Source organism: Flavobacterium mesophilum, from assembly GCF_039581405.1.
In the GTDB taxonomy this organism is placed as follows: domain Bacteria; phylum Bacteroidota; class Bacteroidia; order Flavobacteriales; family Flavobacteriaceae; genus Flavobacterium.
On record NZ_JBCPXZ010000005.1, the window covers coordinates 332,816 to 355,261 of the forward strand.

33 protein-coding genes are annotated in these 22,446 nt (G+C 33.7%); 20 read left to right on the forward strand and 13 right to left on the reverse strand.

All coding sequences use genetic code 11. The annotated features are described in order from the left end of the window. The first annotated feature begins 9 nt into the window (after positions 1-9). The 6 genes from AAYQ19_RS17025 to AAYQ19_RS17050 all read left to right on the forward strand — a co-directional run bounded on the left by AAYQ19_RS17025 (position 10) and on the right by AAYQ19_RS17050 (position 4,445). Positions 10-1,491 (forward strand): helix-turn-helix domain-containing protein, encoded by a 1,482-nt coding sequence (locus AAYQ19_RS17025; protein ID WP_343537876.1) that lies wholly within the window; start codon positions 10-12, stop codon positions 1,489-1,491. A gap of 6 nt (positions 1,492-1,497) precedes the next feature. Then, the gene (locus tag AAYQ19_RS17030) at positions 1,498-1,854 is read left to right on the forward strand and encodes a hypothetical protein (RefSeq protein ID WP_343537877.1); all 357 of its coding nucleotides are present in this window, start codon (positions 1,498-1,500) and stop codon (positions 1,852-1,854) included. Between the two features lie 45 nt (positions 1,855-1,899). Continuing rightward, positions 1,900-2,307 carry a DMP19 family protein gene (locus AAYQ19_RS17035; RefSeq protein WP_343537878.1) on the forward strand — a complete coding sequence of 136 codons (408 nt, stop codon included), beginning with the start codon at positions 1,900-1,902 and terminating at the stop codon, positions 2,305-2,307. Between the two features lie 317 nt (positions 2,308-2,624). Beyond that, entirely contained in the window at positions 2,625-3,341 is a 717-nt protein-coding gene (locus tag AAYQ19_RS17040) for a pirin family protein (protein ID WP_343537879.1), read from the forward strand. Positions 3,342-3,517: 176 nt separating this feature from the next. Continuing rightward, positions 3,518-3,748, forward strand: a complete 231-nt coding sequence (locus tag AAYQ19_RS17045; protein WP_343537881.1) for a (4Fe-4S)-binding protein — start codon at positions 3,518-3,520, stop codon at positions 3,746-3,748. Between the two features lie 163 nt (positions 3,749-3,911). Further along, entirely contained in the window at positions 3,912-4,445 is a 534-nt protein-coding gene (locus AAYQ19_RS17050) for a YceI family protein (RefSeq protein WP_343537883.1), read from the forward strand. A gap of 143 nt (positions 4,446-4,588) precedes the next feature. Here the strand turns inward: AAYQ19_RS17050 and AAYQ19_RS17055 are convergent, their stop codons facing one another. Then, positions 4,589-5,452, reverse strand: a complete 864-nt coding sequence (locus AAYQ19_RS17055) for a helix-turn-helix domain-containing protein (RefSeq protein WP_343537885.1) — start codon at positions 5,450-5,452, stop codon at positions 4,589-4,591. A gap of 238 nt (positions 5,453-5,690) precedes the next feature. Between AAYQ19_RS17055 and AAYQ19_RS17060 the strand changes: the two genes are divergently transcribed. Next, a complete protein-coding gene (locus AAYQ19_RS17060; RefSeq protein WP_343537886.1) occupies positions 5,691-6,053 on the forward strand; it encodes a DUF983 domain-containing protein in 363 nt (120 codons plus the stop codon). A 72-nt stretch (positions 6,054-6,125) separates the two neighbouring features. Next, positions 6,126-6,998: an ACP S-malonyltransferase gene (fabD, locus tag AAYQ19_RS17065; RefSeq protein WP_343537888.1), complete on the forward strand. Its 873-nt coding sequence runs from the start codon at positions 6,126-6,128 to the stop codon at positions 6,996-6,998. An 84-nt stretch (positions 6,999-7,082) separates the two neighbouring features. On the opposite strand, the gene AAYQ19_RS17070 is transcribed toward fabD, so the two are convergent. The 5 genes from AAYQ19_RS17070 to AAYQ19_RS17090 all read right to left on the reverse strand — a co-directional run bounded on the left by AAYQ19_RS17070 (position 7,083) and on the right by AAYQ19_RS17090 (position 10,821). Next, positions 7,083-7,409, reverse strand: coding sequence for a hypothetical protein (locus AAYQ19_RS17070; RefSeq protein ID WP_343537890.1), 327 nt, complete (start codon positions 7,407-7,409; stop codon positions 7,083-7,085). Then, the gene (locus tag AAYQ19_RS17075; protein ID WP_343537892.1) at positions 7,394-7,588 is read right to left on the reverse strand and encodes a hypothetical protein; all 195 of its coding nucleotides are present in this window, start codon (positions 7,586-7,588) and stop codon (positions 7,394-7,396) included. Before AAYQ19_RS17075 ends, AAYQ19_RS17070 begins: the two co-directional genes overlap by 16 nt. Positions 7,589-7,650: 62 nt before the next feature. Next, positions 7,651-8,553 carry a DMT family transporter gene (locus AAYQ19_RS17080; protein WP_343537894.1) on the reverse strand — a complete coding sequence of 301 codons (903 nt, stop codon included), beginning with the start codon at positions 8,551-8,553 and terminating at the stop codon, positions 7,651-7,653. Between the two features lie 82 nt (positions 8,554-8,635). Further along, the gene (galE, locus tag AAYQ19_RS17085) at positions 8,636-9,652 is read right to left on the reverse strand and encodes a UDP-glucose 4-epimerase GalE (protein WP_343537895.1); all 1,017 of its coding nucleotides are present in this window, start codon (positions 9,650-9,652) and stop codon (positions 8,636-8,638) included. A gap of 38 nt (positions 9,653-9,690) precedes the next feature. Continuing rightward, entirely contained in the window at positions 9,691-10,821 is a 1,131-nt protein-coding gene (locus AAYQ19_RS17090; RefSeq protein WP_343537896.1) for a DegT/DnrJ/EryC1/StrS family aminotransferase, read from the reverse strand. A 132-nt stretch (positions 10,822-10,953) separates the two neighbouring features. On the opposite strand from AAYQ19_RS17090, the gene AAYQ19_RS17095 reads away from it, so the two are divergent. Both AAYQ19_RS17095 and AAYQ19_RS17100 read left to right on the forward strand, forming a co-directional pair. Continuing rightward, positions 10,954-12,195 carry a 3-deoxy-D-manno-octulosonic acid transferase gene (locus AAYQ19_RS17095; RefSeq protein ID WP_343537897.1) on the forward strand — a complete coding sequence of 414 codons (1,242 nt, stop codon included), beginning with the start codon at positions 10,954-10,956 and terminating at the stop codon, positions 12,193-12,195. Positions 12,196-12,535: 340 nt separating this feature from the next. Next, a complete protein-coding gene (locus AAYQ19_RS17100; RefSeq protein WP_109191883.1) occupies positions 12,536-12,751 on the forward strand; it encodes a PG1828 family lipoprotein in 216 nt (71 codons plus the stop codon). Between the two features lie 139 nt (positions 12,752-12,890). Here AAYQ19_RS17100 and AAYQ19_RS17105 read toward each other — a convergent pair whose 3' ends face one another. From AAYQ19_RS17105 to AAYQ19_RS17115, 3 genes are all read right to left on the reverse strand, one after another. Continuing rightward, complete coding sequence (locus AAYQ19_RS17105; protein WP_343537900.1) at positions 12,891-13,265, reverse strand: DUF1508 domain-containing protein; 375 nt, start codon at positions 13,263-13,265, stop codon at positions 12,891-12,893. A 322-nt stretch (positions 13,266-13,587) separates the two neighbouring features. Beyond that, positions 13,588-14,061 (reverse strand): hypothetical protein, encoded by a 474-nt coding sequence (locus tag AAYQ19_RS17110; protein WP_343537901.1) that lies wholly within the window; start codon positions 14,059-14,061, stop codon positions 13,588-13,590. 62 nt (positions 14,062-14,123) lie between these two features. Further along, a complete protein-coding gene (locus tag AAYQ19_RS17115; protein ID WP_343537902.1) occupies positions 14,124-14,510 on the reverse strand; it encodes a helix-turn-helix domain-containing protein in 387 nt (128 codons plus the stop codon). A gap of 157 nt (positions 14,511-14,667) precedes the next feature. Here AAYQ19_RS17115 and AAYQ19_RS17120 point away from each other — a divergent pair, with 157 nt between their 5' ends. Continuing rightward, positions 14,668-14,847 carry an IS630 transposase-related protein gene (locus AAYQ19_RS17120; RefSeq protein WP_343537903.1) on the forward strand — a complete coding sequence of 60 codons (180 nt, stop codon included), beginning with the start codon at positions 14,668-14,670 and terminating at the stop codon, positions 14,845-14,847. Positions 14,848-14,977: 130 nt separating this feature from the next. On the opposite strand, the gene AAYQ19_RS17125 is transcribed toward AAYQ19_RS17120, so the two are convergent. After that, positions 14,978-15,301, reverse strand: coding sequence for a hypothetical protein (locus AAYQ19_RS17125; RefSeq protein ID WP_343537905.1), 324 nt, complete (start codon positions 15,299-15,301; stop codon positions 14,978-14,980). A gap of 196 nt (positions 15,302-15,497) precedes the next feature. Between AAYQ19_RS17125 and AAYQ19_RS17130 the strand changes: the two genes are divergently transcribed. The 9 genes from AAYQ19_RS17130 to AAYQ19_RS17170 all read left to right on the forward strand — a co-directional run bounded on the left by AAYQ19_RS17130 (position 15,498) and on the right by AAYQ19_RS17170 (position 20,533). Further along, positions 15,498-15,695, forward strand: coding sequence for a hypothetical protein (locus tag AAYQ19_RS17130; protein WP_343537906.1), 198 nt, complete (start codon positions 15,498-15,500; stop codon positions 15,693-15,695). 283 nt (positions 15,696-15,978) lie between these two features. After that, entirely contained in the window at positions 15,979-16,398 is a 420-nt protein-coding gene (locus tag AAYQ19_RS17135; protein ID WP_343537907.1) for a hypothetical protein, read from the forward strand. Between the two features lie 22 nt (positions 16,399-16,420). Next, positions 16,421-18,160, forward strand: coding sequence for a hypothetical protein (locus tag AAYQ19_RS17140; RefSeq protein WP_343537908.1), 1,740 nt, complete (start codon positions 16,421-16,423; stop codon positions 18,158-18,160). 33 nt (positions 18,161-18,193) lie between these two features. Further along, positions 18,194-18,499 carry a hypothetical protein gene (locus AAYQ19_RS17145; protein WP_343537909.1) on the forward strand — a complete coding sequence of 102 codons (306 nt, stop codon included), beginning with the start codon at positions 18,194-18,196 and terminating at the stop codon, positions 18,497-18,499. Continuing rightward, positions 18,499-18,726, forward strand: coding sequence for a hypothetical protein (locus AAYQ19_RS17150; RefSeq protein WP_343537911.1), 228 nt, complete (start codon positions 18,499-18,501; stop codon positions 18,724-18,726). The genes AAYQ19_RS17145 and AAYQ19_RS17150 overlap by 1 nt, the downstream gene beginning before the upstream one ends. After that, entirely contained in the window at positions 18,723-19,064 is a 342-nt protein-coding gene (locus AAYQ19_RS17155; RefSeq protein WP_343537912.1) for a hypothetical protein, read from the forward strand. Before AAYQ19_RS17150 ends, AAYQ19_RS17155 begins: the two co-directional genes overlap by 4 nt. Positions 19,065-19,095: 31 nt before the next feature. After that, a complete protein-coding gene (locus AAYQ19_RS17160; RefSeq protein ID WP_343537913.1) occupies positions 19,096-19,884 on the forward strand; it encodes a DNA adenine methylase in 789 nt (262 codons plus the stop codon). 15 nt (positions 19,885-19,899) lie between these two features. After that, complete coding sequence (locus AAYQ19_RS17165) at positions 19,900-20,163, forward strand: hypothetical protein (RefSeq protein ID WP_343537914.1); 264 nt, start codon at positions 19,900-19,902, stop codon at positions 20,161-20,163. Positions 20,164-20,194: 31 nt separating this feature from the next. Then, positions 20,195-20,533: a hypothetical protein gene (locus tag AAYQ19_RS17170; RefSeq protein ID WP_343537915.1), complete on the forward strand. Its 339-nt coding sequence runs from the start codon at positions 20,195-20,197 to the stop codon at positions 20,531-20,533. Here AAYQ19_RS17170 and AAYQ19_RS17175 read toward each other — a convergent pair. From AAYQ19_RS17175 to AAYQ19_RS17185, 3 genes are read right to left on the reverse strand one after another with little or no spacing between them, the layout of a single operon-like run. Then, complete coding sequence (locus AAYQ19_RS17175) at positions 20,530-20,934, reverse strand: hypothetical protein (protein ID WP_343537916.1); 405 nt, start codon at positions 20,932-20,934, stop codon at positions 20,530-20,532. The two genes, AAYQ19_RS17170 and AAYQ19_RS17175, sit on opposite strands and share 4 nt — an antisense overlap. A gap of 10 nt (positions 20,935-20,944) precedes the next feature. Beyond that, entirely contained in the window at positions 20,945-21,595 is a 651-nt protein-coding gene (locus tag AAYQ19_RS17180) for an SOS response-associated peptidase (RefSeq protein WP_343537917.1), read from the reverse strand. A gap of 2 nt (positions 21,596-21,597) precedes the next feature. Further along, positions 21,598-22,446: a hypothetical protein gene (locus tag AAYQ19_RS17185; RefSeq protein ID WP_343537918.1), complete on the reverse strand. Its 849-nt coding sequence runs from the start codon at positions 22,444-22,446 to the stop codon at positions 21,598-21,600.

The window sequence follows — 22,446 nt, forward strand, 5'->3', positions numbered from 1 at the left end:
TTTGACATTATGGATATCGAAAAAGACTATATAAAGCTGATTTTTGGGCTAAAGTTGAAGCAAGTTCGCACGCAAAAGAACTTGTCACTTTTTGGTTTGGCCAAACTGACGAATCTTTCAAAATCGTATTTAAACGAGATTGAAAAGGGAAAAAAATATCCCAAAACAGATAAAATTTTGCTTTTATGCGAACATTTGGACGTGACTTACGACCAAATGGTGTCTTTAAAACTCGATAACAATCTCGCTCCGATTGGCGAAATCTTAAAATCTGGAATTTTAAAAGAGATTCCGCTAGAGCTTTTCGGAATTCAGGAAGCTGATTTAATTGATATTATTGCGAATGCTCCGGCAAAAGTCAATGCATTTATTAGTACGATTATTGAAATTGCACAGCATTATAATTTAAGCCGAGAAAGTTTTTTTCTTGCTGCTTTACGATCGTATCAGGAAGCGCACAGCAATTATTTTGAAGATTTAGAAGAAAAAGTAATCGCTTTTTCGAAGTCCTTTCAGATTAATTTAGATTCGAAAATCAGCATTGAAGAACTGGAAGCGATTTTAAAAGAAGAATACGAATACAACATAAAAGAAATTGCTTTTACCGATCAGGAAGCTTTAGACGATTTACGTTCGATCTATGTTCCGAAAAGCAGAACTTTATTGCTTTCAACCGAATTAGACGATCCTCAAAAAGCTTTTATTTTAGCCAAAGAAATCGCTTATAATTATTTGAAAATTTCAGATCGTCTGCTGACTTTCAGCTGGATTAAGTTTGAAAATTTTGATCAGGTTTTGAATAATTTTTATGCTTCTTATTTTGCTGGCGCTTTACTTTTGCCAAGAAAATTGGTTGTCAATAAAATCAATGCTTTTTTAGAAAACGAAAATCCGAAACCGGAAGAATTTGTCGCTTTAATTGAAAGTTTTGAAGTTTCGCCAGAATCTTTTTATCAGCGATTGACCAATTTATTACCAAAAGATTTTCAATTGAAAAACTTATTTTTCTTGAGATTATCACATCGTCCTGGATCGGATTTTTATCAAATTAATAAAGAATTACATATTACGCATCAGCAGGAACCGCACGCCAACGAAACGAATGAACATTATTGCAGAAGATGGGTTTCGGTAAAAACCATTGACGAAGCCATCAGACAAAATAAACCTCATTTTTTTGATGCTCAGATTTCGAGTTACGCCAATAGTGGCAACGAATATTTGGTTTTTTCATCGGCTACAAAGGATCCTTTTGCTGAAAATTACATCAGAAGCATTTCTGTTGGAATTCTAATAAATCCGGCAATGAAAAAGAAATTTAAATTCATTGACGGAAAACCTTTGGTAAAACGAATTGTAGGTGTAACTTGCGAAACCTGCGCCGTACAAGATTGTTTAGAAAGAAGCGCTCCGCCGATTGTTTTGGAGAAAAAGAAACGCCACGAAAATACAGATGCCGTTGTACAGCAGTTTATGAATCAATACAGTTAGAATATTATGCATTATTTATCTTTACTTATAGTTCTGCTTTCTTTCAATTTCAATCAGAAAACAGACAAACTTAATGGCCGTTACAATTATTTAATAGAAGACGAAAATCAATATATCCAAAAAGATAAAATCACTTTTAAGGATAGTATTTTTGTTTTTGACAACAAATATGTCCCTAAAGGAAAGGTTTCTTATGGAAAAAATTCAATACTATTAGAGAATTTCATAAATATGGATTTAGTTATAACTATTCCGATAGATCAAATTCAAAAGGATACTATTGAGTTTTATATGCATGATAGGAATGATGCTAATTACTTAGATGTAACAACTGGAAAAGGGAAATTGATTAGAATAAAATAGTTTATTTTTTAAAATCACAATAAGTATTTACCACAATAATTTTAAATGAAAACCAATCTATTAATTTTATTTCTTCTAATAACATCTCTAAGTTGTTTCAGCCAAAATTCATTTAGTAAAGAAAGAAGCAAAAACTCTAAACCAACTGCTAACATTGAAGAATTAGAAATGGAAGTCAATAATGGCGGATTTAATCAATACTTTTTTAATTGCGGACAAAATTGTTTTGAAACATTAAAAGCATTAAAAAGAAATGGCAAAACTAAAACCGCAAAAATTCTTGAAGATGCAATTTCTTTAATCAATCCTAAAAAAGTACCAAATAATACTTTAATTGGAAAATTAAGAGATCAAGAAGTTGAAGAACTTGATAGTGAAAAAATAAATGCAAGTCTTTATCTATTAGATCTTGAATTTTACAAATATCCCGACGGTAAACTAACCAATGATTAGAATACTAGAAACTCCTATAGTAATACTACCAATCTTTACAGAGCTACTTGCGGAGATCTCTCCTTCGTCGAGATGACAAAAATTGGCGATTTTGCATGCGTAGAATGGATTAAAATCCATCCCTACAATATCTTTTGTTCCTCTGGAACGTTTAAAACAACCTTTAAACCTTTGCCACTCTGTTTCTTTGCATCTAAAAAGAAAACCTTAGAATCTTAGCATCTCAGAACCTCACAATCTTTCTTAATCTAGGTTAAGTGCTTTTCCTTTACCATGACCGTATCTTTGTACTATAAAAATAACAAAAGGACAAAATCATGGAAAATATAGTATTGCACAAAGCAGACACAAGAGGAAACGCAAATCACGGATGGTTAAACGCTTATCATAGCTTTAGTTTTGCAAGCTGGTACAATCCAGATAGAATTCAGTTTGGGGCGCTTCGTGTTTTGAACGATGATACGATTGCTGCCGGAATGGGATTTGGAACTCACCCTCATGATAATATGGAAATTATTACGATTCCGTTAGAAGGTGATTTGGCTCATAAAGATAGCATGGGAAATACTGAAATCATTAAAAATGGTGATATTCAGGTAATGAGCGCAGGAACTGGAATTCAACATAGTGAGTTTAATCCGAATGCAGATCAACAGACTAAATTATTGCAGATTTGGTTGTTTCCAAATAAAAGAAATGTTACGCCACGTTATCAGCAAATTACTCTGGATGTTGCTGACAGACATAACAAATTATCTCAGGTTTTATCTCCAAATGCAGATGATGAAGGTGTTTGGATTCACCAAGACGCTTGGTTTAATATGGGTAACTTCGATTCTGGAGTTACAACTGAATATAAAATCAAAAAAGAAGGAAACGGAGTTTACGCTTTCGTTTTAAAAGGAAATGTAACCATCAACGGTCAAGAATTAAACTCTCGTGACGCGGTTGGAATTTCAGGAACTGATACTTTAAACATTAAAGCGAATACAGATTCTGAATTTTTATTAATGGACATTCCGATGAATTATTAATTTACAAACTACAGTTAATACTTTTTTTCGATAAACGATAATCAATCTGAATTTCAGATTGTTATCGTTTATTTTTTTGCTCTATTTTTCAGAAAACCAAAAAAGAAAGACTAACTTTATAAATAAGAAAATTGGTCTGAATGTAAAATCAAGCTAATCATTAAAATTTGAAAATCATGAACCCTGACAACTTAACTAAAGAATATACAAACGGAGAAGTAACGATTGTCTGGCAATCTGGAAAATGCATTCATTCGACAAATTGCGTTAGAAACAATCCTGATGTTTTCCGCCCGAAAGAAAAACCATGGATTACCCCCGAAAAATCTACAACTGAGAAAATAATTTCGACTGTAAATAAATGTCCGTCTGGAGCGCTGACATTTTATATGAATAATGCTAAATAACTCTTCGACTTCGCTCAGAGAAACAAACAATTATACAAATGTGATAATCAAAAAATTATCACATTTTTTATTTCTTAATCTAGGTTAAGTGCTTCAGGACAACTGTCAACGTAACTTTGTCCTATCAAAATGAAACAAATTAATTATTTAAAAAAATAAAATTATGGCAACTACAAAATGGTCAATTGACCCAACTCACTCAGAAATTGGTTTTAAAGTTAAACACATGATGTTTACTAATGTTTCAGGAAAATTTGGAACTTATGATGCTTCTGCAATCACAGAAGGAGAAAGCTTTGACAATGCAGATTTTAGTTTTTCTGCGGATATCGCTTCAATCGACACTGCAAATGCAGATCGTGATGGACACTTGAGAAGCGGCGATTTCTTTGATGCTGAGAATCATCCAAAATTAACTTTCAAATCTTCTGCTTTCAAAAAAATTAATGATGGCGAATTTGAATTAACTGGAGATCTAGACATCAAAGGTGTTTCAAAAACAGTAAAATTCCCAGTTGAATTTAGCGGAATCATGACTGATCCTTGGGGAAATACTAAAGTTGGTTTAAGCATAGAAGGAAAAATCAATCGTAAAGATTGGGGATTAAACTGGAACTCAGCTCTTGAAACTGGTGGAGTTTTAGTTGGCGAAGAAGTAAAATTGAACATTGAGTTACAATTCGTAAAACAAGCTTAATCTTTTGGTTTTAGATTAGATTTAATTGGTTGGTTAAAAGCTCTGCGTTTACTCGCAGGGCTTTTTTTATTAGCCACGAATTCACGAATTATTTTTTTATAACCTTTGCGTATAAAAAATTCGTGAATTCGTGGCCATAAAACTCAACGCACTGTATTTCTAAATTCTGTCGGCGACATTCCAGTTTGTTTTTTGAAGAATCGAGAGAAATAGGAGTAATCTTCGTAGCCGACTTTAAAAGCGACTTCATTGACGGCTAGTTGTTTGTCGATCAGCATTCTTTTAATTTCTAAAACAACACGATCTGTGATTACTTCTGTTGCTGTTTTTTGGAGAATTTCATTGCAGATTCTGTTTAAATGTTTCAGCGTGATATTTAATTTTTCCGCATAAAAGGAAGGCAGTTTTTCGGTTCTGAAATATTCTTCTAAAAGCGATTCGAATGTATTGATTTTGATATTGTACGAATGCGTTTGATGCGAATACGTTTCACTGTATTTTCTAGTAACTTCAATGTGAATGCAATCAAGCAAGTTCAACAATTTATCTAATTGATATTTGTTGTTTTGACTATTTTCTTGAATCAATAAATTGAAATATGGAAGGATTTTCGGAATTTCATTTTCTTCAAAAACCATTTCTGGTCGGTTATGAATCGAATGATAAAAATTATAATCGTTGATTTTTTTTTGTCCGAAGTACAAATTGTACAATTCCTGAGAAAAGATAATCACAAAACCTTCGATATCTTCAGATAAATTCCAATGATGCATTTGTCCAGGTTGCAGCACAAAAAGGCTTCCTCTTTTAATTTCAAACTGGTCAAAATCGACTTCATGCAATCCCGAACCTTTCGTAAAAAAGACCATTAAATAGGAATCATGCCGATGTGGTTCTTCGACAAAACTGTGACTTTTTAAATGCTCTGCAAAAGTATTTACGTAAAAATCGCGGTGAATATCGTTACAACTAAAATTCTGAACACTATAAATGGGATATTTTTTCATTTGAAATGAGAGTTATTGCACGCGGATGACACGGGTTTATACAGATTTGCACTGATTTTTTTATATTATCCGTGGAAATCCGCTTAACCCGCGTCATCCGCGTGCCATTTATATCGAGTTTCACATACAAGCAAAAAAACAAACAAAATGTCTTTATTGTGCTATAATAAGCGAAGATATAAAAAAGACTTTTATAAACCTCTGAATTACCTTTGTATAAACAAAAAACAATAAAGTCATGTCAAGCGCATTAACTCATATTTTAAGCAACGAATGTCCTATTTGTCATAAAGGAAAAGTTTTTACAGACAAAAATATTTTCTTCAATTTTGGTTTACCAAAAATGAATGAATATTGCAGTCACTGCCATTATAAATTCCAAAAAGAACCTGGCTACTTCTTTGGAGCAATGTATGTAAACTATGGATTAACAGTGGCTCAGGGAATTGCGACATATTGTATTGCACAGTTTTTCTTCGAGAAAAATTTCGATTTGAGAATCATTCCCATTATCGCTGTGGTGATTACTTTGCTTACTTCTTTCAATCTCCGCTTTTCAAGATTAGCATGGATTTACATGTTTAAGGATTATACGAAATAAAAAAGTATTATTTTTGCCTTTCAATTGAAGCTAATTTTCAATTTCAAAAAAAATAAAAAACAAGTTAGACAAATGAAAGCATTCGTATTTCCGGGTCAAGGTGCACAATTCACAGGAATGGGTAAAGACCTTTATGAAAATTCGGCTTTAGCCAAAGAATTATTCGAAAAAGCTAATGAAATATTAGGTTTCAGAATTACAGATATCATGTTTGAAGGCACTGCCGAAGAACTAAAAGAAACTAAAGTAACGCAACCAGCTGTATTTTTACACTCTGTTATTTTAGCTAAAACTTTAGAAGATTTCAAACCGGAAATGGTTGCAGGACACTCTTTAGGAGAATTCTCTGCTTTAGTTGCAAACGGAACTTTATCTTTTGAAGATGGTCTTAAATTGGTTTCTCAACGTGCTTTGGCTATGCAAAAAGCTTGCGAAATCACTCCGTCTACAATGGCTGCGGTTTTAGGTTTAGCTGACAATGTTGTTGAAGAAGTTTGTGCTTCTATCGACGGTGTTGTGGTTGCTGCAAACTACAACTGCCCAGGTCAATTGGTAATTTCTGGAGAAACTACTGCTGTTGAAAAAGCTTGTGAGGCAATGAAAGCTGCTGGAGCAAAACGTGCTTTAATTTTACCTGTTGGAGGTGCTTTTCACTCGCCAATGATGGAGCCAGCAAGAGAAGAATTGGCCGCTGCAATTGAAACGACTACATTCTCTACTCCTATTTGTCCCGTGTATCAAAACGTTACTGCAAATGCAGTTTCTGATGCAAACGAAATTAAAAAGAACTTAATCATTCAATTAACTGCTCCTGTAAAATGGACTCAGTCTGTTCAGCAAATGATCGCTGACGGCGCAACTTTGTTTACTGAAGTTGGTCCTGGAAAAGTTTTAACTGGATTGATCAATAAAATTGATAAAGAAGCTGCTACTGCTAATGCTTAATTAGTTTTCAGTCGTAGTTTTCAGTTACTGACTCGATAAATAAAAAATCCTCATAGACTTTGAACAGTTTATGAGGATTTTGTTTTATAGATATCCAACTTCAGTAGAGTTGTTGTTTACAATCGCTGTTATCAAATAATTTTTTTCTCTTTTTTCGAAAAAGATATACCAAGTTGTTCTATTACTAGCTTTATAAAAAATATAATTCGCTCCTAAATATTTAATTGAATTAGGTGTTTGATTATGCTTTGTCTTCTTTATTCTATCTGGAATTGCATTATACATTACTAAAACATAATTTTCTGCAGATTCAAGAAATCCAAAATATTCTTTTTTATATAATTTAATTACTAAATCATCTAGAAAACCCAACACTTTTGGCGTAAAAACAACTTCTATTTCCCCCACCATTCTCGGATTCTTCTAATTGATTCCGCTTTTGCTTCTTCAAGAGTTAATCCCTTAGCAAACTCAGCATCAAAATCAAAGGTCTCGCGATCTATACCTTGCCTTTTCGGTTTTTGGATTTCGTATTCCGTTGCAGGTTCTTCAACCTTATTATCTTTTTTATTTTCTTTGTCCGAGTCCATAATTCCTACTTTTTATTCTTACAAATTTACAAAAATAATTAAATCAAAAATGATTATTTTATCTAAGCTTTATTTTCCCTCTTTTTGTAATTCACAATAAAAACACCAAGAATAATCAGTGCCGTAGCAATTAAAAAGTCAATTGTAATGACTTCGTCTAAAAGCAACCAGCCTAGGAAAACTGCAATTATCGTATTTATATAAGCCAGAATAGAAACTTGAACCGCTGTAACATGTTTCAAGGCGTAACTGTAACAGAAAAAAGCAATCACAGATCCAAAAATCGATAAATACAAAGCCGCTAAAATGCTTCTAGAAGTCCACGAACTGAAATCTGGATTTGGCGAAAAAATTGATGCCAAAACCAACTGAATACAAGACGCAGATGTAAATTGATAAAACAAATTAAGCACAATATTATTTGATTTATTGGCATGCGTTTTAGTATAAATTGTTCCAATGGCCCAAGCTAAAATTGCAAATCCCATAAACATCATTCCGGCTCTATAGTCAGCATCTAAAAATGACCCTAATCCGTCCTTGAAGATAAAAACGACTCCAGAAAATCCAATCAAGACTCCAACAAATCCCTTAAAGCTCATTTTCTGCAATCCAACCAAAATGCTTCCAAGAAAAATTAATATTGGAGACAAGGCACTTATTACAGACGCAAGTCCACTTGGCACAGTTTTCTCTGCAATCGTCGTAAAGCCATTCGCAATTACAATCATCAATACCGACGGAATAAGCTGTTGTTTATAATTCCCCCAACCAATCCATTTTAATTCTTTTTTAAACAACAAAATGGTCATCATAATCAAACCCGCCAAACCTTGACGAATTGAAGTTACATACCATGGCGGAATCGTTTCCACTGCAACACGAATTCCTAAAAACGTTGTTCCCCAAACAATTCCAACTGCCGCTAAAGCAAAAATCAATTTATAATCTAAAGTTTGTTTCATGATAATTTATCAGCTAAAAAAAATCCCAAACTATATTGCTATAATTTGGGATCTTAAAATTTTATAATTTTAAAGTAACGAATTATTTACTCCTCACTTTTTGTTCCCATTTCCATGCACTTGCCATTGCTTCATCAAGACTTAATTCAGCCTTCCACCCTAAGACATTATTTGCCTTATCTGTATTTGCGTAAGCCTCAGTAATATCACCTTCACGACGAGGCATCATCTTGTATGGCAATTTTTTATCGCTTACCTTTTCAAAACTGTGAATGACTTCTAAAACAGAACTTCCTTTTCCAGTTCCTAAATTGAAAGTTTCGACTTTTGCTAAATTTTTCTTATTTAACAAACGTTGCAAAGCAATTACGTGCGCTTTTGCCAAATCGACAACATGAATATAATCACGAACTGCAGTTCCGTCTGGCGTTGGATAATCATTTCCAAAAACAGATAATTCTTGGCGTAAACCAACTCCTGTTTGTGTAATAAAAGGCACTAGATTTTGCGGAACTCCTAAAGGTAATTCTCCAATTTCTACAGATTTGTGTGCTCCAACCGGATTAAAATAACGCAACAAAATAGCGCTGATATTAGTCACTTTAGCCGTATCTGTAATAATTTCTTCTCCAATTTGCTTTGTGTTTCCATAAGGAGACATTGCCGCTTGAACAGGAGCATCTTCTGTAATTGGCATTTTTTCGGCTTGACCGTAAACCGTGCAAGAAGAGCTAAAAATAAAACTAGCTTCTGGTTTTTGCTGCAATTCTTGCAAAAGATAAACTAAACTGCTGATATTGTTTTCATAGTACAATAAAGGCTGTTCAACACTTTCTCCAACAGCTTTTGAAGCAGCAAAATGAATTACTCCCGTAACATCATTATGTTTTTTAAAGAAATCACGAACTGACGCTTTTTCTCTTAAATCTAATTTTTCAAACAAAGGCGTTTTGCCTGTAATGGCTGTAATTCCTTTTAAAACATCTTCTGAAGAATTTGAAAGATTATCAATAATCACAACTTCGAAGCCTTCATTTTGCAATTCGACTACAGTGTGAGAACCTATAAATCCTAAACCTCCTGTTACTAATACTTTCATTATTTGGTTGTTTTGTTGTTGTTTTTTGGCTTGTATTATTATTTCAAAAATTCAATTACGCTGTCCGTAATAAATTTAATTTGCTCATCATCAAGTTCCGTATGCATTGGCAAAGCAATAACTTCTTGAACTAATTGATTCGTTACTGGAAATTGCTCCTCTTTATAACGCGGATCTAAATATGCTTTTTGAGAGTGAAGCGGAATCGGGTAATAAATTGCACAAGGAATTCCTTTATCCAATAAATGTTGCATTAAAGCATTTCGGTCTGCATCAATAACTCTCAAAACATATTGATGAAAAACGTGATCATTTTCATTAGCGTCAAAATCTGGCGTAATAATGTGTTTATTTCCAGCGAAAGCCGCGTTGTATTTTGTTGCCGCTAAACGACGTGCTTTGTTGTATTCATCCAGCAAAGGTAGTTTTGCATTCAAAACACCAGCCTGAATACTATCTAAACGAGAATTTACTCCCACTACGTCATGGTGATAACGCTCATACATTCCGTGATTTACAATTCCGCGGATTATGTGCGCCAATTTATCGTCATTAGTAAAAATTGCTCCACCATCTCCATAACATCCTAAATTTTTAGATGGAAAGAAAGAAGTCGCCGCAACATGACCGATAGTTCCAACTTTAGTTTTTGCTCCCGATTTAGAAATATAATCAGCACCAATTGCCTGTGCATTATCTTCAATTACATACAAATTATGTTCGGCCGCAATTTCCATAATCGCATCCATATTGGCAGCGCGACCGAATAAATGTACTGGAACAATTGCTTTTGTTTTTGGCGTAATTGCTTTTTTAACAGCATCGATGTCGATGTTCATATTTACCATATCAACATCAACCAATACCGGAGTTAATTGCAATAAAGCAATAACCTCAACAGTGGCTGCAAAAGTAAAATCAGCAGTGATTACCTCATCTCCTGGCTGAAGACCAAGTCCCATCATAGCAATTTGCAAAGCATCTGTTCCATTTGCACACGGAATAACATGTTTTGCTCCTAAATAATCCTCAAGATTTTTTTGAAACTGGTGAACTAAAGGTCCGTTGATATAAGTATTTGTATCTAAAACTTCTTGAATTGAAGCATCTACAGTAGATTTTATTTTTTCGTATTGACTTTTTAAGTCAACCATTTGTATTTTTTTCATTTTGAATAACATTTAAAATAAAGACCTGTTTTTTAACAGAATCTCTAAAAGGAGGAACAAAAATAGTTATTAATAGCTTCACACCAATGAAAATAGTCGAAAGAAATGTAATTTAGCTGCAAAAATTATCAGATGCTTTTTTTATACAATTTCGCCATGCACTTAGCAGGATTTTTCTTAAGAATCGTTGCGCTATTTAGTCCGAAAATTAAGCTTTTTGTCGAAGGCCGAAAAGACGTTTTCTCTATTTTAAAAGAAAAAATCAAACCCGAAGACAAAACCATTTGGTTTCATTCGGCTTCTTTAGGCGAATACGAGCAAGGGCTTCCAGTAATTGAAAAAATCAAAGAAAAATATCCTTCACATAAAATTATTGTAACCTTTTTTTCTCCGTCTGGATACGAAGTGCGTAAAAATAACACAGTTGCAGATGCTACTGTTTACCTTCCTTTAGACACAAAAAGCAATGCAAAAAAGTTTCTAAAATTAGCACATCCAGAAATCGCATTTTTTATCAAATACGAATTTTGGCTAAACTATTTAAAAGAATTAGAAAAAAGCAAAACACCTACTTATCTAATTTCCGGTATTTTTAGAGACAATCAAATGTTCTTTAAATGGTATGGCGGCTTCTACAGAAAAGCACTGAAAGCATTTACTTATTTCTTTCTTCAAAATGAAAAATCCAAAGAAAAAATTGAAGCTATCGGATTTCAAAATGTTATTGTTTCTGGCGATACGCGTTTTGACCGTGTAGCAGCAATTTTAGAAAGAGACAATCACGTTGATTTTATTGAGAAATTCAAAAACAACACCCCGACAATAGTCATAGGGAGTTCGTGGCCAAAAGATGAAACTTTACTTGCAGCATATATCAACCAAGCTTCTGAGAATGTAAAATTCATCATTGCGCCTCACAACATCAAAGAAGATCAAATTTCGAGTTTAAAAACCCAAATCACAAAATCGACCGTTTTATTTTCAGAAAAAGATCAAGCTGGTGATTTATCAAATTACAATGTTTTTATCGTTGATACAATTGGATTATTGACCAAAATATATAGCTACGCAACGATTGCTTATGTTGGAGGTGGTTTTGGAAACCCAGGAATCCATAATACCTTAGAGCCAGCTACGTTCGGAATCCCAATTTTAATTGGACCGAATTATTCGAATTTCGCTGAAGCCGTTTCATTAGTACAATTAGGAGGTTGCATTTCTATTTCGAACAATGACGAATTAAAGCAGGTTTTCGACCGATTGCTTACAGACAAAGACTATTTTGAAGAAAAAAGCCAAATATGCAAATCTTTTATTCGTGATAATGAAGGAGCCACAAATTGCATTATGCAAATCGTTTCAGAAACAGTCTAAAAGACCACAAACCTGTTTGGAGGTCATTGCAATCCAAAAACCGTCTTAAAAGAGCTAATTTCGAACTTATCAGCCCGAAGAATATCTCACAAAAAACAAAACAAACCGCAAGCAAACGATTAAGTACCCCTTATTTTTTTGCTGATTATGCAACAAAAAATAATTTCCTCGAAAAATACAATAATATAATAATTTTTTCGTATTTTGGCATGTTTTTTGATAACTAAGATAATCGTGAGCAACGAAAATATTTTAAAAAAAAAGTGAAAAAATATTTTACATATTAAAAAATTTATATCTTTGCCACGAATTAATAATTAACCTTTTATAATAAAGTAAGATGAAAAAAGTATTTTTAAGTTTAGCTGTTGTTGCTGTATTAACTGTTGTATCTTGTAAAAAAGCTGACGCTGCTGCTGAAGCTCCTGCTGTAGACTCTGCTGCTGTTGCTGTTGATTCAGCTGCTGCTGTTGTTGATTCTGCTGCTGCAACTGTTGATTCTGCTGCTGCTAAAGTTGATTCTGCTGCTGCTAAAGTAGAAGAAGTAAAAAAATAATTAGAACCTAAGTTCTAAAAATTTTAAAACCATCATAGCGATGGTTTTTTTTTATGCCGATTTTCAAAATCGGCATAACACATAAAAAAAAGTGTCCGCGAAAGCAGACACTTTTTTTTCATATTATACACAAGCATTACTACACCTCTTCTTCTTCCTCAACCGCCTCGTCTTCAAAAATCGCTTCATTTGAAGAAAAATCCAAAATTTCGGCCCTTGACGCATACGTTACAATTTCCTTTATTCCTTTCTGCAAAAGCAATTCCGTACTGTATTTACGGCTTGTCGCAAAATGAACCTCACCCAACATCAATTTAAAGAAATACTTCCCACCAGAACCTTTGAACTTCAAAAACTTCGCAAGATCAATTGACGTTTTGAATTTTTCAATATCCTCTTCGCACTCAAATCGCAACTCATAACTCAAACTCGTAAAAATCACTTTCCCTTTTCGCGAGGTAAACGTAAATTTATACTCATCATTAAATCGTCTGCTAATTACAAAAGCACCCATTTACAAATTTTAGATTTTAGATTGTTGATTTCAGATTTACTGAATCTTAAGATTCTTTGATTTTTCAATAAATCTACTTCGTAAATTTATCAAACGCAAGTTTTACGAAATAAAAAAAGCCTCTTCAAAAGAAGAGGCTTTAGTACTCAGAGCGGGACTTGAACCCGCACGAACATTGCTGTTCACTGGATTTTAAGTTTTACCAACTCATTTTTTAGTACTTTTGAAAAACATAACTACTTGTTTTTCAACCCCCTATATTTTTGTGTTTTTCCAAAAAAAACCACCTACAGGCTCGTTTGTAGGCTGGGAAAATTACCTTTTAATTGCTCAAAGCTTCTGCTAAATACCTCACTAAATTCCAGTCATAAGAGAAAACTGAACCGGAATTTTCACACTTATTCGATTCCGCTCTTTTGGCAAAATCATTTTGTGCCTGAGTCCAAATATAGCTAGCCGCTTCCTTATTTGGAATCGCATAATAATTACTATAATTAGTATCCGGCCTCTTTTCCTGAAGAATGAACGCGGCTACTTTGCCTGTTTCAACTCTAATCATTTTAAAAAGAAACGAATATCTCGCGACCTCCTGTTTTTTACCTCCAATTGACTCAATTGTTTTAGATTGTTTAGGCGTTAAAACTGGCTCTATTTTATATTCGGGCGCCACTTCAGCTCCTACCTTCATAGCATCAGCATAAATTTTAGAAGCATAAACATATTCAGATGATGTAGTTCCTTGTGCAAGACAATTTAACCCTACAAATAACAAAGCAATTAGTAATGTTTTTTTCATATTATCTTATTTTGTTTTCAGTTAATTTACACTCTTAATCTCGCACAATCCACATTATAGAATCATGCGGTCTCACTTTTATCATTCTCACCTAATCTCAGCTCAAGAGCTTTTATAATCTTGTTTTTATCATCTATGGTGTGCTCTAAAAGACTTAAATGCTTTTCGCTAATCATAACAAATCCCGCAGGTAATTTATGTTCGATATTGACATCATTTGACAGATAAGAGACATTATCATTTAATGGAATCCTGATCAATTGATCTAACGAAATATTGTAGTCATCACAAATTTTCAATAAAGTATCAATTTTAGGAAATGCCTTCTCATTTATATAATTATTTATAGCACCTCTTTTTAATCCTAATAAACTCCCAAAATCATCTTGCGAAAGTCCACTTTTTCCAACTAAATAATTGATATTTTGAGAAAAATAATTTTTTTTCATATTTTTTATGTTTTCACAAACGTTTAATAATCAATATTTTAGGTTTATTTTTCATATTTTATATGAAATTATATTCATATAATATTTGTAATTTCAAATTATATATGTACGTTTGCTGTAGAAAAGTACAACAAATTATTTTCTTAAGCCAATATCTATGAGCGTACATAAATTTATCCAAGATCGAAATCTTAAGATAAAAGAAGCTTGGAAGCTAGTTCGAGCAGATAAATCTAAGAATAGAGACGAGCGCCTGCAGTTTGTTGCAAAGCAATTCCAAGTTTCACCTAGTACAGTCCACAATGCTGTGTACAGAACCAAAATCAACAAAGCCTAAATCATGCCAATTATGGATTTTATAACCAAAAATTACGCAGAAATCTTAGTTTTCATATTCACAGTTGCAACAATCAAAGCGATTTACCTTGTAAATGAAATAGTTAAAGAAGATAGGAAATTGAAAAAAATTAAAAATTTGAAGGTATAAATAAGAAATCATCTTGCGCCATTAAACCACCCTTAAAACAACAAAAGGGGCAACCACGCCCCTTTTCACCATTAAACCATTCGATGCGAATGGGATAATTTAGCAAGGAACCACCCCTGCTACAACAAAGATAAGTTATGTCGTCAATAATTGCAAATTCAGTTCTAAATATCATAGCCACCTTTTCGGAGGAGGATATGCAGGTATTTACTGAAGCTTTCGACAAGATGCGAAAGCCAGTTGCAAAAACAAGGCCAAAAAAAATAAAACCCGCTTTGGTAAAACCGACCATTGAAGAATGCATGGCAATAATTAAAGCGAAACACAATACCTCGAAGCAAGCGAAACTTGCATAATTCCCTAGAAGTTCCGCTGTATGCAATATACAGCGGTTCTGAAAGGTCAATCAAAAATGCAGAGGCAAAATACGTTCTTACCCCTAAGTGTAATATTCACAAAAAAAGACCTCTGCATAATTTTTTTAAATCACAATTCTAGGCATGATATTAGAAGAACTCATAAGGAAAAGCGATTCCTTCAAAACGGGAATTGAAAGCTTGGAGGAAATTATAAAACTTCCTGACCAAGAAGTATTAAGACCAACGTTGACATATCTGAAGCAAGAAAAACGAAAGATCGCCAATGAAATTGCTAAATTGAATTCCACGGAAGATATAAACCACCTTTCGTCAATTTAATAATAACACCATTAAACCACCGAATTATGCAAAAGCCGACATTTAATTGTGTTGAGCAGTATGAGGCTACGTCCTTTGCTCAATTCTTGCAACGCATCAAAATAGCATGCATCCTTATTGCGACACCCAAAGCTATTGTGATCATCAACAATGAAATCAACTCGTTCCAGACCTCGAATGAAGAAGTCTCAACCATCTGCGAGAAGATTCATTCCGACATGAACTCAATCCTTACTCAGGAGGAAATTATCGCGCGATCTGTTTACACCTTAATCAAAAACTAATGGATCAGGTTTGGGAAAATTTCAAGCTTATGAACTTTGCTTGGGAAGATCAGAAGCGAGGCATCCGCCTTATTGTCAATGGTGAGCACGTCAAAACAGTTTCTAGGAAACTGCATCCATTTTTGACTTCTGAATCAATAGATAAACTGGATTTTTCATATAAGAGAATCTCTATTTCCGAGCGACAGCAGATACTTCATACAGCATATTATGCGGATTGGCTCGCCAACCTTCTCCGAAGCGAAAAACTGGTTTTTGAACTTGTCAAGAATAGCAAGCCAACAGCAAAAAGAAATGTCCAAACGCGCGAAGGAAGTCGGAAAGAATTACTCTTTGACAACGGAGTTTGGATTAAAATTCCCGACAAGCTTTTCCATGCACTCTATTTGGACGAATCATCTGTTTGTCTGAACTATTAACCACACCATTAAACCAACCACAATGCGACCACACAACCAACAGCCTCAAAGCATAGGCAACTTGTTTTCGGGCACTATATTCGGAAACAACGTCGACGTTGACGTCAACGCGAAATCAAAGGCCAAAACCAGAAGCAATAAAAAAACACGTCAAGACAAACAGATCATTCCAGCACTTTCTGAAAATGATACGCCAGTCATGGCAGTGCACCCTTTTATAGACTCGTCAGCTTTTGCCGCAACGATGGACAACTACAGACTATACATTGCACATTACAATGAATTGATCTCCAAACTTAACGAGGAAAACGAAAAGTATAATGCCAGCGTCAGAAGGTTCAGAAACGAGAATGCGCTTAACGAGGTTCAGATTTCATTTTCGCGCATTTTTCTGGCTCGAAATTCAGCCAAAAAACCTAAAGAATATAATCAACTAGTACAGGACTTCAACGATGAACGAGGATTGGTTCTGGAAAAAAAGAAATTCCAGACCGTAAAATATGCAACAGAGATCGTTTTTCAACAGATTTTGTATGCCTATTCAGTGCAGCTCCAAAAGACTACAAGCGAGTATATAAAATTAGGAATATCTGAAGCCACACCAGTTCGCCAAATGGAGATCAATGCGCATCACATCACCAATCTGCAACGAAACGGCGTCTCGTCGATCAGCGTTACAAACAAAACAATTCGAGCGCACCGCGAACGATTAGAGGAAGCAGGTGTATTTACGGATTATCTATTCAGAGGACACAAAAAAGGCCTTAAAATGAACATATCAAGCCAAATTTTGAGCGTTTTTGATGCGAAAACCCAAAATATAACAATTCCTGAAAATCAACACTTTAGCCTCAAAAAGAGGAAAGAATGTTCAGATAATAATGAGGTTACAAGAACCTTAAAAAGGAATATTAAGAATAGAGAAAACGGACAAGCCGATTTTCTTGGGAAAGGAACGCCTTCGGCTGGTTTTTCATTTGTTTTTTACAAGAACACCCCAAAGCAAGGTAAAGATTTGCAAACTACGGGCGGCGGCGAAAATGTTAAAATTGAAAAAACTTTAAGCGAAAAACTCGAATCCACGATTCTACCCAGTCAAGTTCTTGCTGAAAACCTGACAATCGGCCAGTACAACAACTACAAGCGTCTTGATAAGCGAATCCTGCACAAAGAGGCATTACACGGAACTATGAGTCGTGAGGATTTCAAGACACTTATAATTCAGGAATTTTTCAAAAATGCCGCTAAACTATATAGGGGCCGCACTCCTTACCTAGGCTCTTGGAAAAAAGCAATCAATTCGTACGAAGAAAAACTGTTTACAGTCAACAATGGCACAATTTCTTTGTACAACAAGCAATTGATGGTCGACAAGCTGGACGAAATGATCTGGAGAATCAACACGGCTAACAAATGGTTTTTGAAAACAAAGATAAATCCTTTGTTCCCGTCAGACTATTTTGACTTTACGAGAACTGAAAAACAGGAAATCGGATTCGAATACACAGCCAAATCTTGGAAAAACCATTTGAAATACCTAGAAAACAAGCCTAAACTTGCCAAGTCAGCTGTCAAAAAATCTACAATCAGAAAAACACAGATCAACAATTCGAAAAAATTTGATGCAAAGATCAATGCATTCTTTAAAAACCGTATCGAATTGCCCGAACTGATCGATTATGTCAACGAGAATTTGCCGGCAAATTATCTGCAAGCACTCTCGGACAGGCTTTTGAAAGTTTCAACAAACTATAACTGCTAAACAATAATTACAAAACTTAAACACCATTAAACCATGTATTTACAATTTCTATTCAACCTATCCTACTTCTTTATGGCAGCAACGCTGATTTTTCTTTTCTGCACCTTGAAATGGAAAATGCTTGTCCGTTACTGGAAAATTGCAAAGATCAAAGGGCAAAACAAGAAAGACAAGTTTGATTTTATCAAGGCTCAGGAAAAGAAAGGCTTGAAGCCTTTTGAATTTGACAACGGAAAAACGATCATCTATGCCAAAAACGGCAATATCGCCCTTGCTGACTACAAAAAAATGAACCATCGTTCGAGACAAGCATTTAGAACCCTTAAAAAAGCGAAGTAATGCCATTCTATCAGCAAGAAAAATCGAAGATAAAAATGGTAGCATTAATGCCACCGAATGTAAAAAATATCACTTGGTATTCTCCGATAGATCAGAACAAAAAGCCAAGCGATACGATCATAAACGGCATGCTGAGACGCTTCCAGAAAAAAGCAGAAGCAAAGACAGTTGTAGTTTATCAATTTTATGAAAATGGAACTCTTTACCACCAAATCAAACGGCCATGAATAACAAAATAACTATCAAAAAAATAAGCTGGCATGAACTTGAAGTGCTGAATGTCGAATTGCGAATGTTTGCCTCTCTTTTATCCGCAATTGACATAAAAGACGACTTCCTAAATACAATCATTTCAATTGACATTGCTAGAGCATTGTACTATAAATTCAGAACGAAGATTGAAAACCGAAAGGAAAACTACAGTTTAAATTTAACTATAAGTGAAGCTGCAACATTATTACAATGCTGTACTTATGACAATCCTGTAAAAACAGATTTCAGCAAAAATGTAAAGATCAAGCTTTCGTCTGACTTAGACCAGCAGTTAAAAAGCATCCTTATTTAACGTTAACGTGAATCAACCAAAAGCCGATAAAATGATTTTAACAAGATTAGGAAACAAAAGAAGAATGAAAACAGATCTCGCAAAATATTTCCCAAAACACCGCATGCGAATTGAATTGTTTTTTGGCGCAGGCGGAAGCTATTTTTATTTGCCACAGCCAAAATATGCTATTGTAAACGATCTTGATGATGATGTGACAAATCTTTACATGCTGATCCAAAATGATATTGAATGCCTAAAGCAGGAAATTGAAAAAGTTCCGATATCGGAAAGTCTGATTAAATACTGGAAACAAAATCAGGAAACAGATCCGGTTAAAAAGGCTGTGCGTTTTTTGCTTCTCTCCAATTTCTCTTATATGGGAAAGGGCGACACACTACGAGCAGGACTTGACAATGCCAAAACAAATATTTTAAAGAATATGTATGAAACGTTTAAAAAATTGCAGAACGTAAAAATAATGAACCGAGATTTTAGGGAAGTTCTGCCAGCAATTTCTTTCAGTAAAGGATTAAACGACAAAGAAGAGGCTTTCGTTTATCTCGACCCGATCTATTTTGGCACTGAGCACTATTACCGTGTACCAAAATGGAATGCGAAAGACACAACTGATTGTTTGGATATAATGCTTAATTGCGGTATTAAATCGGCCATGTCAGAATTTGATCATCCGTTTGTGATTGCTGAAGCTGAAAAACGTGGCCTCAATGTGATCTTCCTGCGTGAACGTGCAAACATCAAAAACCGTCGAGTAGAGATTTTAATTACGAATTACCAAATCAAGCAAGGTTCTTTCGACTTCAAAATGAATCTCACGTGAACGTCATACGTTTGCATGAAATCATCAACTACATTTAAAAAATCTACATTTCAATATCAAATGATAAAAAAAAGTACTTACATAAGAGGCTTTACTAAAAAGCAACGTGAACAGCTGGAAAAAGTTCAGCAGGAAGAAAAAATAAAAACCGTACCTGAAATTCTATTTTTTGCATTAGATAGTCATTTAGAACAGAAAAAAGAGATTGAAAGGCTCAACAGAATTATAGAGTACAAACAACGCAAAATCGAAAGACTAAATTTATTACAAGCCACTTAAAACGAGTGGCTTTTTTTATTAAATTTACATTATGAAATGCCACACTCTAATATTATCCACTGCAAAAGTATCGATTCCCCAACCGGTTACTATAGATTTTGTAACCAACCTAATTAATCGTGGCCTTACTGCAATAGACTATTTTGGTGAAGAAATCGACAACCCTGAATCTTTTGTGGAAGAAGACATGAAAGCTGTAAGCGAAACCATTTCTTATTTTGACTTCTTCTTCGAGACTGAATCAGAGATTCAATATGATACATTGAATGAAGTGCAAGTTGATGAATATATTCTAAAGACAATTTCAGATTCATCAAAAATCGAGATTAAATCTGATGAAAAAGATCTGCTGATATATCTGCATTACTAGAGATCAATGTATGTAATTTTTACCTCTTGATAATATTTATCAACCAATTCATTCAGCATTGGTGATATTTCCTCTTTCTTTTTATCAAAAACTGCTTGGCGATCTTCATTTGAGAAATGCTCTTTTTTGATTTCCTCAATTTTAGCCTCATTTTCTTCTTGTTCCGCAATCGCCAAACGTTCAGCCCATTTGGTTGTAAAATCTGCTCCGGCTAGCTCATTAATTTTATGATATAAAATATTGTAGCACTTGTCCAGATGTTCTCCAAAAGCATAATCTTCATCAAAAAGTTCATGAGGATATGTGTAGTTTGTCAGTTCCATTCTGCAATATAATGCTTCTTTGAAGATTTGGACAAATTCTTCATTTGTTGTGCCGTCAAAATTATTTATGATCTCCATGATACAGGTTTTAGAATAGTTCGTAGTTTCTGTTGTTGTTTAGGTTGATTGCTTCCAGATTTGCTTCATAAGGATAAGCAAAGTCAGAAATTTTTATTGAAGAATCGAGCCAAGCGATTTCATCTTTTCTTTTTAACATAATCGGCATTCGCTTACCATGATTATGAATATTGCTCATTAGTTCGTTTGCTTCTGTTGTTACCATTGTGTAAGTATTTTTTATTTCACCTGTAACAGGATTTTTCCATTTTGTATATAAACCAGCAAAGGTGAAAATTTCATCATCCTGCGAATTAATTTGATATTTATCTTTTGTATTCCCTTTAGAATCGTTCCAGTGCCATTCATAATATCCTGTTGCGATAATTAAGCAACGATTTTGAGTAATATTTCTAAATGATGCTTTTTCATCGATAGTCTCAATTCTTGCGTTTAAAGTATTTTTTCTAAACTCTTCCGCTTTTGCCCAAAAAGGTAGTAATCCCCATGTAAAATCTGTTGTGATTAATTTGGGAGTTGTATTTAAAATAATTGGGATATTTGGAAAAGTGAAACCATTGAGTTCATTTGCCTGTAGATAATTTTCTTCATTATCTATATCAGCATTAAATCGCTGTTTGACATTTTTAGCAGGCGCATTTTGTTGAGTGAAAAAGCACATAATTATTCTTTTTTAGTAATCTTTAATGCTTTAAAATTATCTAAAAATGTTGAAAACATATAAACAAAGAAGAAGGAAAAAATAACTTGTAATAATTGAATTAGTTGAGTTATTCTTCCAATTGGTTTAATATTACTAAATACAAAAATAGTCATTGAATCTAACCAAATATCGAAAAAATGAAGATCTAATTTAGGGTTCTTATATTTCCTTTCTAAATTTTCTCTTTCAATTAATCTTTCTTTAATTGATTCTTTTATTGTACCAGATGATAAAACTAATGAGGAAGTTTTTTTCGATTCTTTGTTATAAAATTCTATACTTGGATCAGGTGTTTTAAGACCACCACCAGCCAATGAATTAGAACTGATATGAGAATCAATAATAAAATAACCATTATTATAAATTATCTTCTTTTTACCTGTCATTTGATAGAATTCCATATTCTTTAAATGATTAGGTAAATCATGCAAAATATTGATTAATACACTATCGGTTTTATGTCTTTGCAACGATAAAGCCGTTTGATGTTTTGTATAACTTAAATAATCATCGCTAAAAGTGTAATTACCTTTTGTTGATTGAAATAGAATGTCATGAGAAAGTGGAAAAATGATAATCACAAAGATTGCTAAAACAAAAAACCTATTAATATTATTGTACTGCTTATAAATAGTTGAAATGCAAAGTAAAATTTCAAATAATAGCAAATAGAATGCAACTTTATGAAAAATTGAATTATCTGCAAAAATTAAAAAAACTAAAACTAAGAACAAAAAAAACAAAAGACCCAAAATTTCATTTCTATCTTTTTTTGATCTTAACAAATTTCTAAGTTCACTTCTTGTCAT

Bases quoted from the DNA above. Each gene is read 5' to 3' on its own strand.
- AAYQ19_RS17095 (WP_343537897.1), top strand. From the start codon at position 10,954: ATGCTTTTTTTATACAATTTCGCCATGCACTTAGCAGGATTTTTCTTA.
- AAYQ19_RS17075 (WP_343537892.1), bottom strand. From the start codon at position 7,588: ATGGACTCGGACAAAGAAAATAAAAAAGATAATAAGGTTGAAGAACCT.
- AAYQ19_RS17100 (WP_109191883.1), top strand. From the start codon at position 12,536: ATGAAAAAAGTATTTTTAAGTTTAGCTGTTGTTGCTGTATTAACTGTT.
- AAYQ19_RS17135 (WP_343537907.1), top strand. From the start codon at position 15,979: ATGGATCAGGTTTGGGAAAATTTCAAGCTTATGAACTTTGCTTGGGAA.
- AAYQ19_RS17150 (WP_343537911.1), top strand. From the start codon at position 18,499: ATGCCATTCTATCAGCAAGAAAAATCGAAGATAAAAATGGTAGCATTA.
- AAYQ19_RS17160 (WP_343537913.1), top strand. From the start codon at position 19,096: ATGATTTTAACAAGATTAGGAAACAAAAGAAGAATGAAAACAGATCTC.
- AAYQ19_RS17120 (WP_343537903.1), top strand. From the start codon at position 14,668: ATGAGCGTACATAAATTTATCCAAGATCGAAATCTTAAGATAAAAGAA.
- AAYQ19_RS17040 (WP_343537879.1), top strand. From the start codon at position 2,625: ATGGAAAATATAGTATTGCACAAAGCAGACACAAGAGGAAACGCAAAT.
- AAYQ19_RS17180 (WP_343537917.1), bottom strand. From the start codon at position 21,595: ATGTGCTTTTTCACTCAACAAAATGCGCCTGCTAAAAATGTCAAACAG.
- AAYQ19_RS17115 (WP_343537902.1), bottom strand. From the start codon at position 14,510: ATGAAAAAAAATTATTTTTCTCAAAATATCAATTATTTAGTTGGAAAA.
- AAYQ19_RS17030 (WP_343537877.1), top strand. From the start codon at position 1,498: ATGCATTATTTATCTTTACTTATAGTTCTGCTTTCTTTCAATTTCAAT.
- AAYQ19_RS17175 (WP_343537916.1), bottom strand. From the start codon at position 20,934: ATGGAGATCATAAATAATTTTGACGGCACAACAAATGAAGAATTTGTC.
- AAYQ19_RS17025 (WP_343537876.1), top strand. From the start codon at position 10: ATGGATATCGAAAAAGACTATATAAAGCTGATTTTTGGGCTAAAGTTG.
- AAYQ19_RS17060 (WP_343537886.1), top strand. From the start codon at position 5,691: ATGTCAAGCGCATTAACTCATATTTTAAGCAACGAATGTCCTATTTGT.
- AAYQ19_RS17125 (WP_343537905.1), bottom strand. From the start codon at position 15,301: ATGCATTCTTCAATGGTCGGTTTTACCAAAGCGGGTTTTATTTTTTTT.
- AAYQ19_RS17110 (WP_343537901.1), bottom strand. From the start codon at position 14,061: ATGAAAAAAACATTACTAATTGCTTTGTTATTTGTAGGGTTAAATTGT.
- AAYQ19_RS17105 (WP_343537900.1), bottom strand. From the start codon at position 13,265: ATGGGTGCTTTTGTAATTAGCAGACGATTTAATGATGAGTATAAATTT.
- AAYQ19_RS17145 (WP_343537909.1), top strand. From the start codon at position 18,194: ATGTATTTACAATTTCTATTCAACCTATCCTACTTCTTTATGGCAGCA.
- galE (WP_343537895.1), bottom strand. From the start codon at position 9,652: ATGAAAGTATTAGTAACAGGAGGTTTAGGATTTATAGGTTCTCACACT.
- AAYQ19_RS17055 (WP_343537885.1), bottom strand. From the start codon at position 5,452: ATGAAAAAATATCCCATTTATAGTGTTCAGAATTTTAGTTGTAACGAT.
- AAYQ19_RS17090 (WP_343537896.1), bottom strand. From the start codon at position 10,821: ATGAAAAAAATACAAATGGTTGACTTAAAAAGTCAATACGAAAAAATA.
- AAYQ19_RS17165 (WP_343537914.1), top strand. From the start codon at position 19,900: ATGAAATCATCAACTACATTTAAAAAATCTACATTTCAATATCAAATG.
- AAYQ19_RS17185 (WP_343537918.1), bottom strand. From the start codon at position 22,446: ATGACAAGAAGTGAACTTAGAAATTTGTTAAGATCAAAAAAAGATAGA.
- AAYQ19_RS17050 (WP_343537883.1), top strand. From the start codon at position 3,912: ATGGCAACTACAAAATGGTCAATTGACCCAACTCACTCAGAAATTGGT.
- AAYQ19_RS17130 (WP_343537906.1), top strand. From the start codon at position 15,498: ATGATATTAGAAGAACTCATAAGGAAAAGCGATTCCTTCAAAACGGGA.
- AAYQ19_RS17035 (WP_343537878.1), top strand. From the start codon at position 1,900: ATGAAAACCAATCTATTAATTTTATTTCTTCTAATAACATCTCTAAGT.
- AAYQ19_RS17170 (WP_343537915.1), top strand. From the start codon at position 20,195: ATGAAATGCCACACTCTAATATTATCCACTGCAAAAGTATCGATTCCC.
- fabD (WP_343537888.1), top strand. From the start codon at position 6,126: ATGAAAGCATTCGTATTTCCGGGTCAAGGTGCACAATTCACAGGAATG.
- AAYQ19_RS17155 (WP_343537912.1), top strand. From the start codon at position 18,723: ATGAATAACAAAATAACTATCAAAAAAATAAGCTGGCATGAACTTGAA.
- AAYQ19_RS17080 (WP_343537894.1), bottom strand. From the start codon at position 8,553: ATGAAACAAACTTTAGATTATAAATTGATTTTTGCTTTAGCGGCAGTT.
- AAYQ19_RS17045 (WP_343537881.1), top strand. From the start codon at position 3,518: ATGAACCCTGACAACTTAACTAAAGAATATACAAACGGAGAAGTAACG.
- AAYQ19_RS17140 (WP_343537908.1), top strand. From the start codon at position 16,421: ATGCGACCACACAACCAACAGCCTCAAAGCATAGGCAACTTGTTTTCG.
- AAYQ19_RS17070 (WP_343537890.1), bottom strand. From the start codon at position 7,409: ATGGTGGGGGAAATAGAAGTTGTTTTTACGCCAAAAGTGTTGGGTTTT.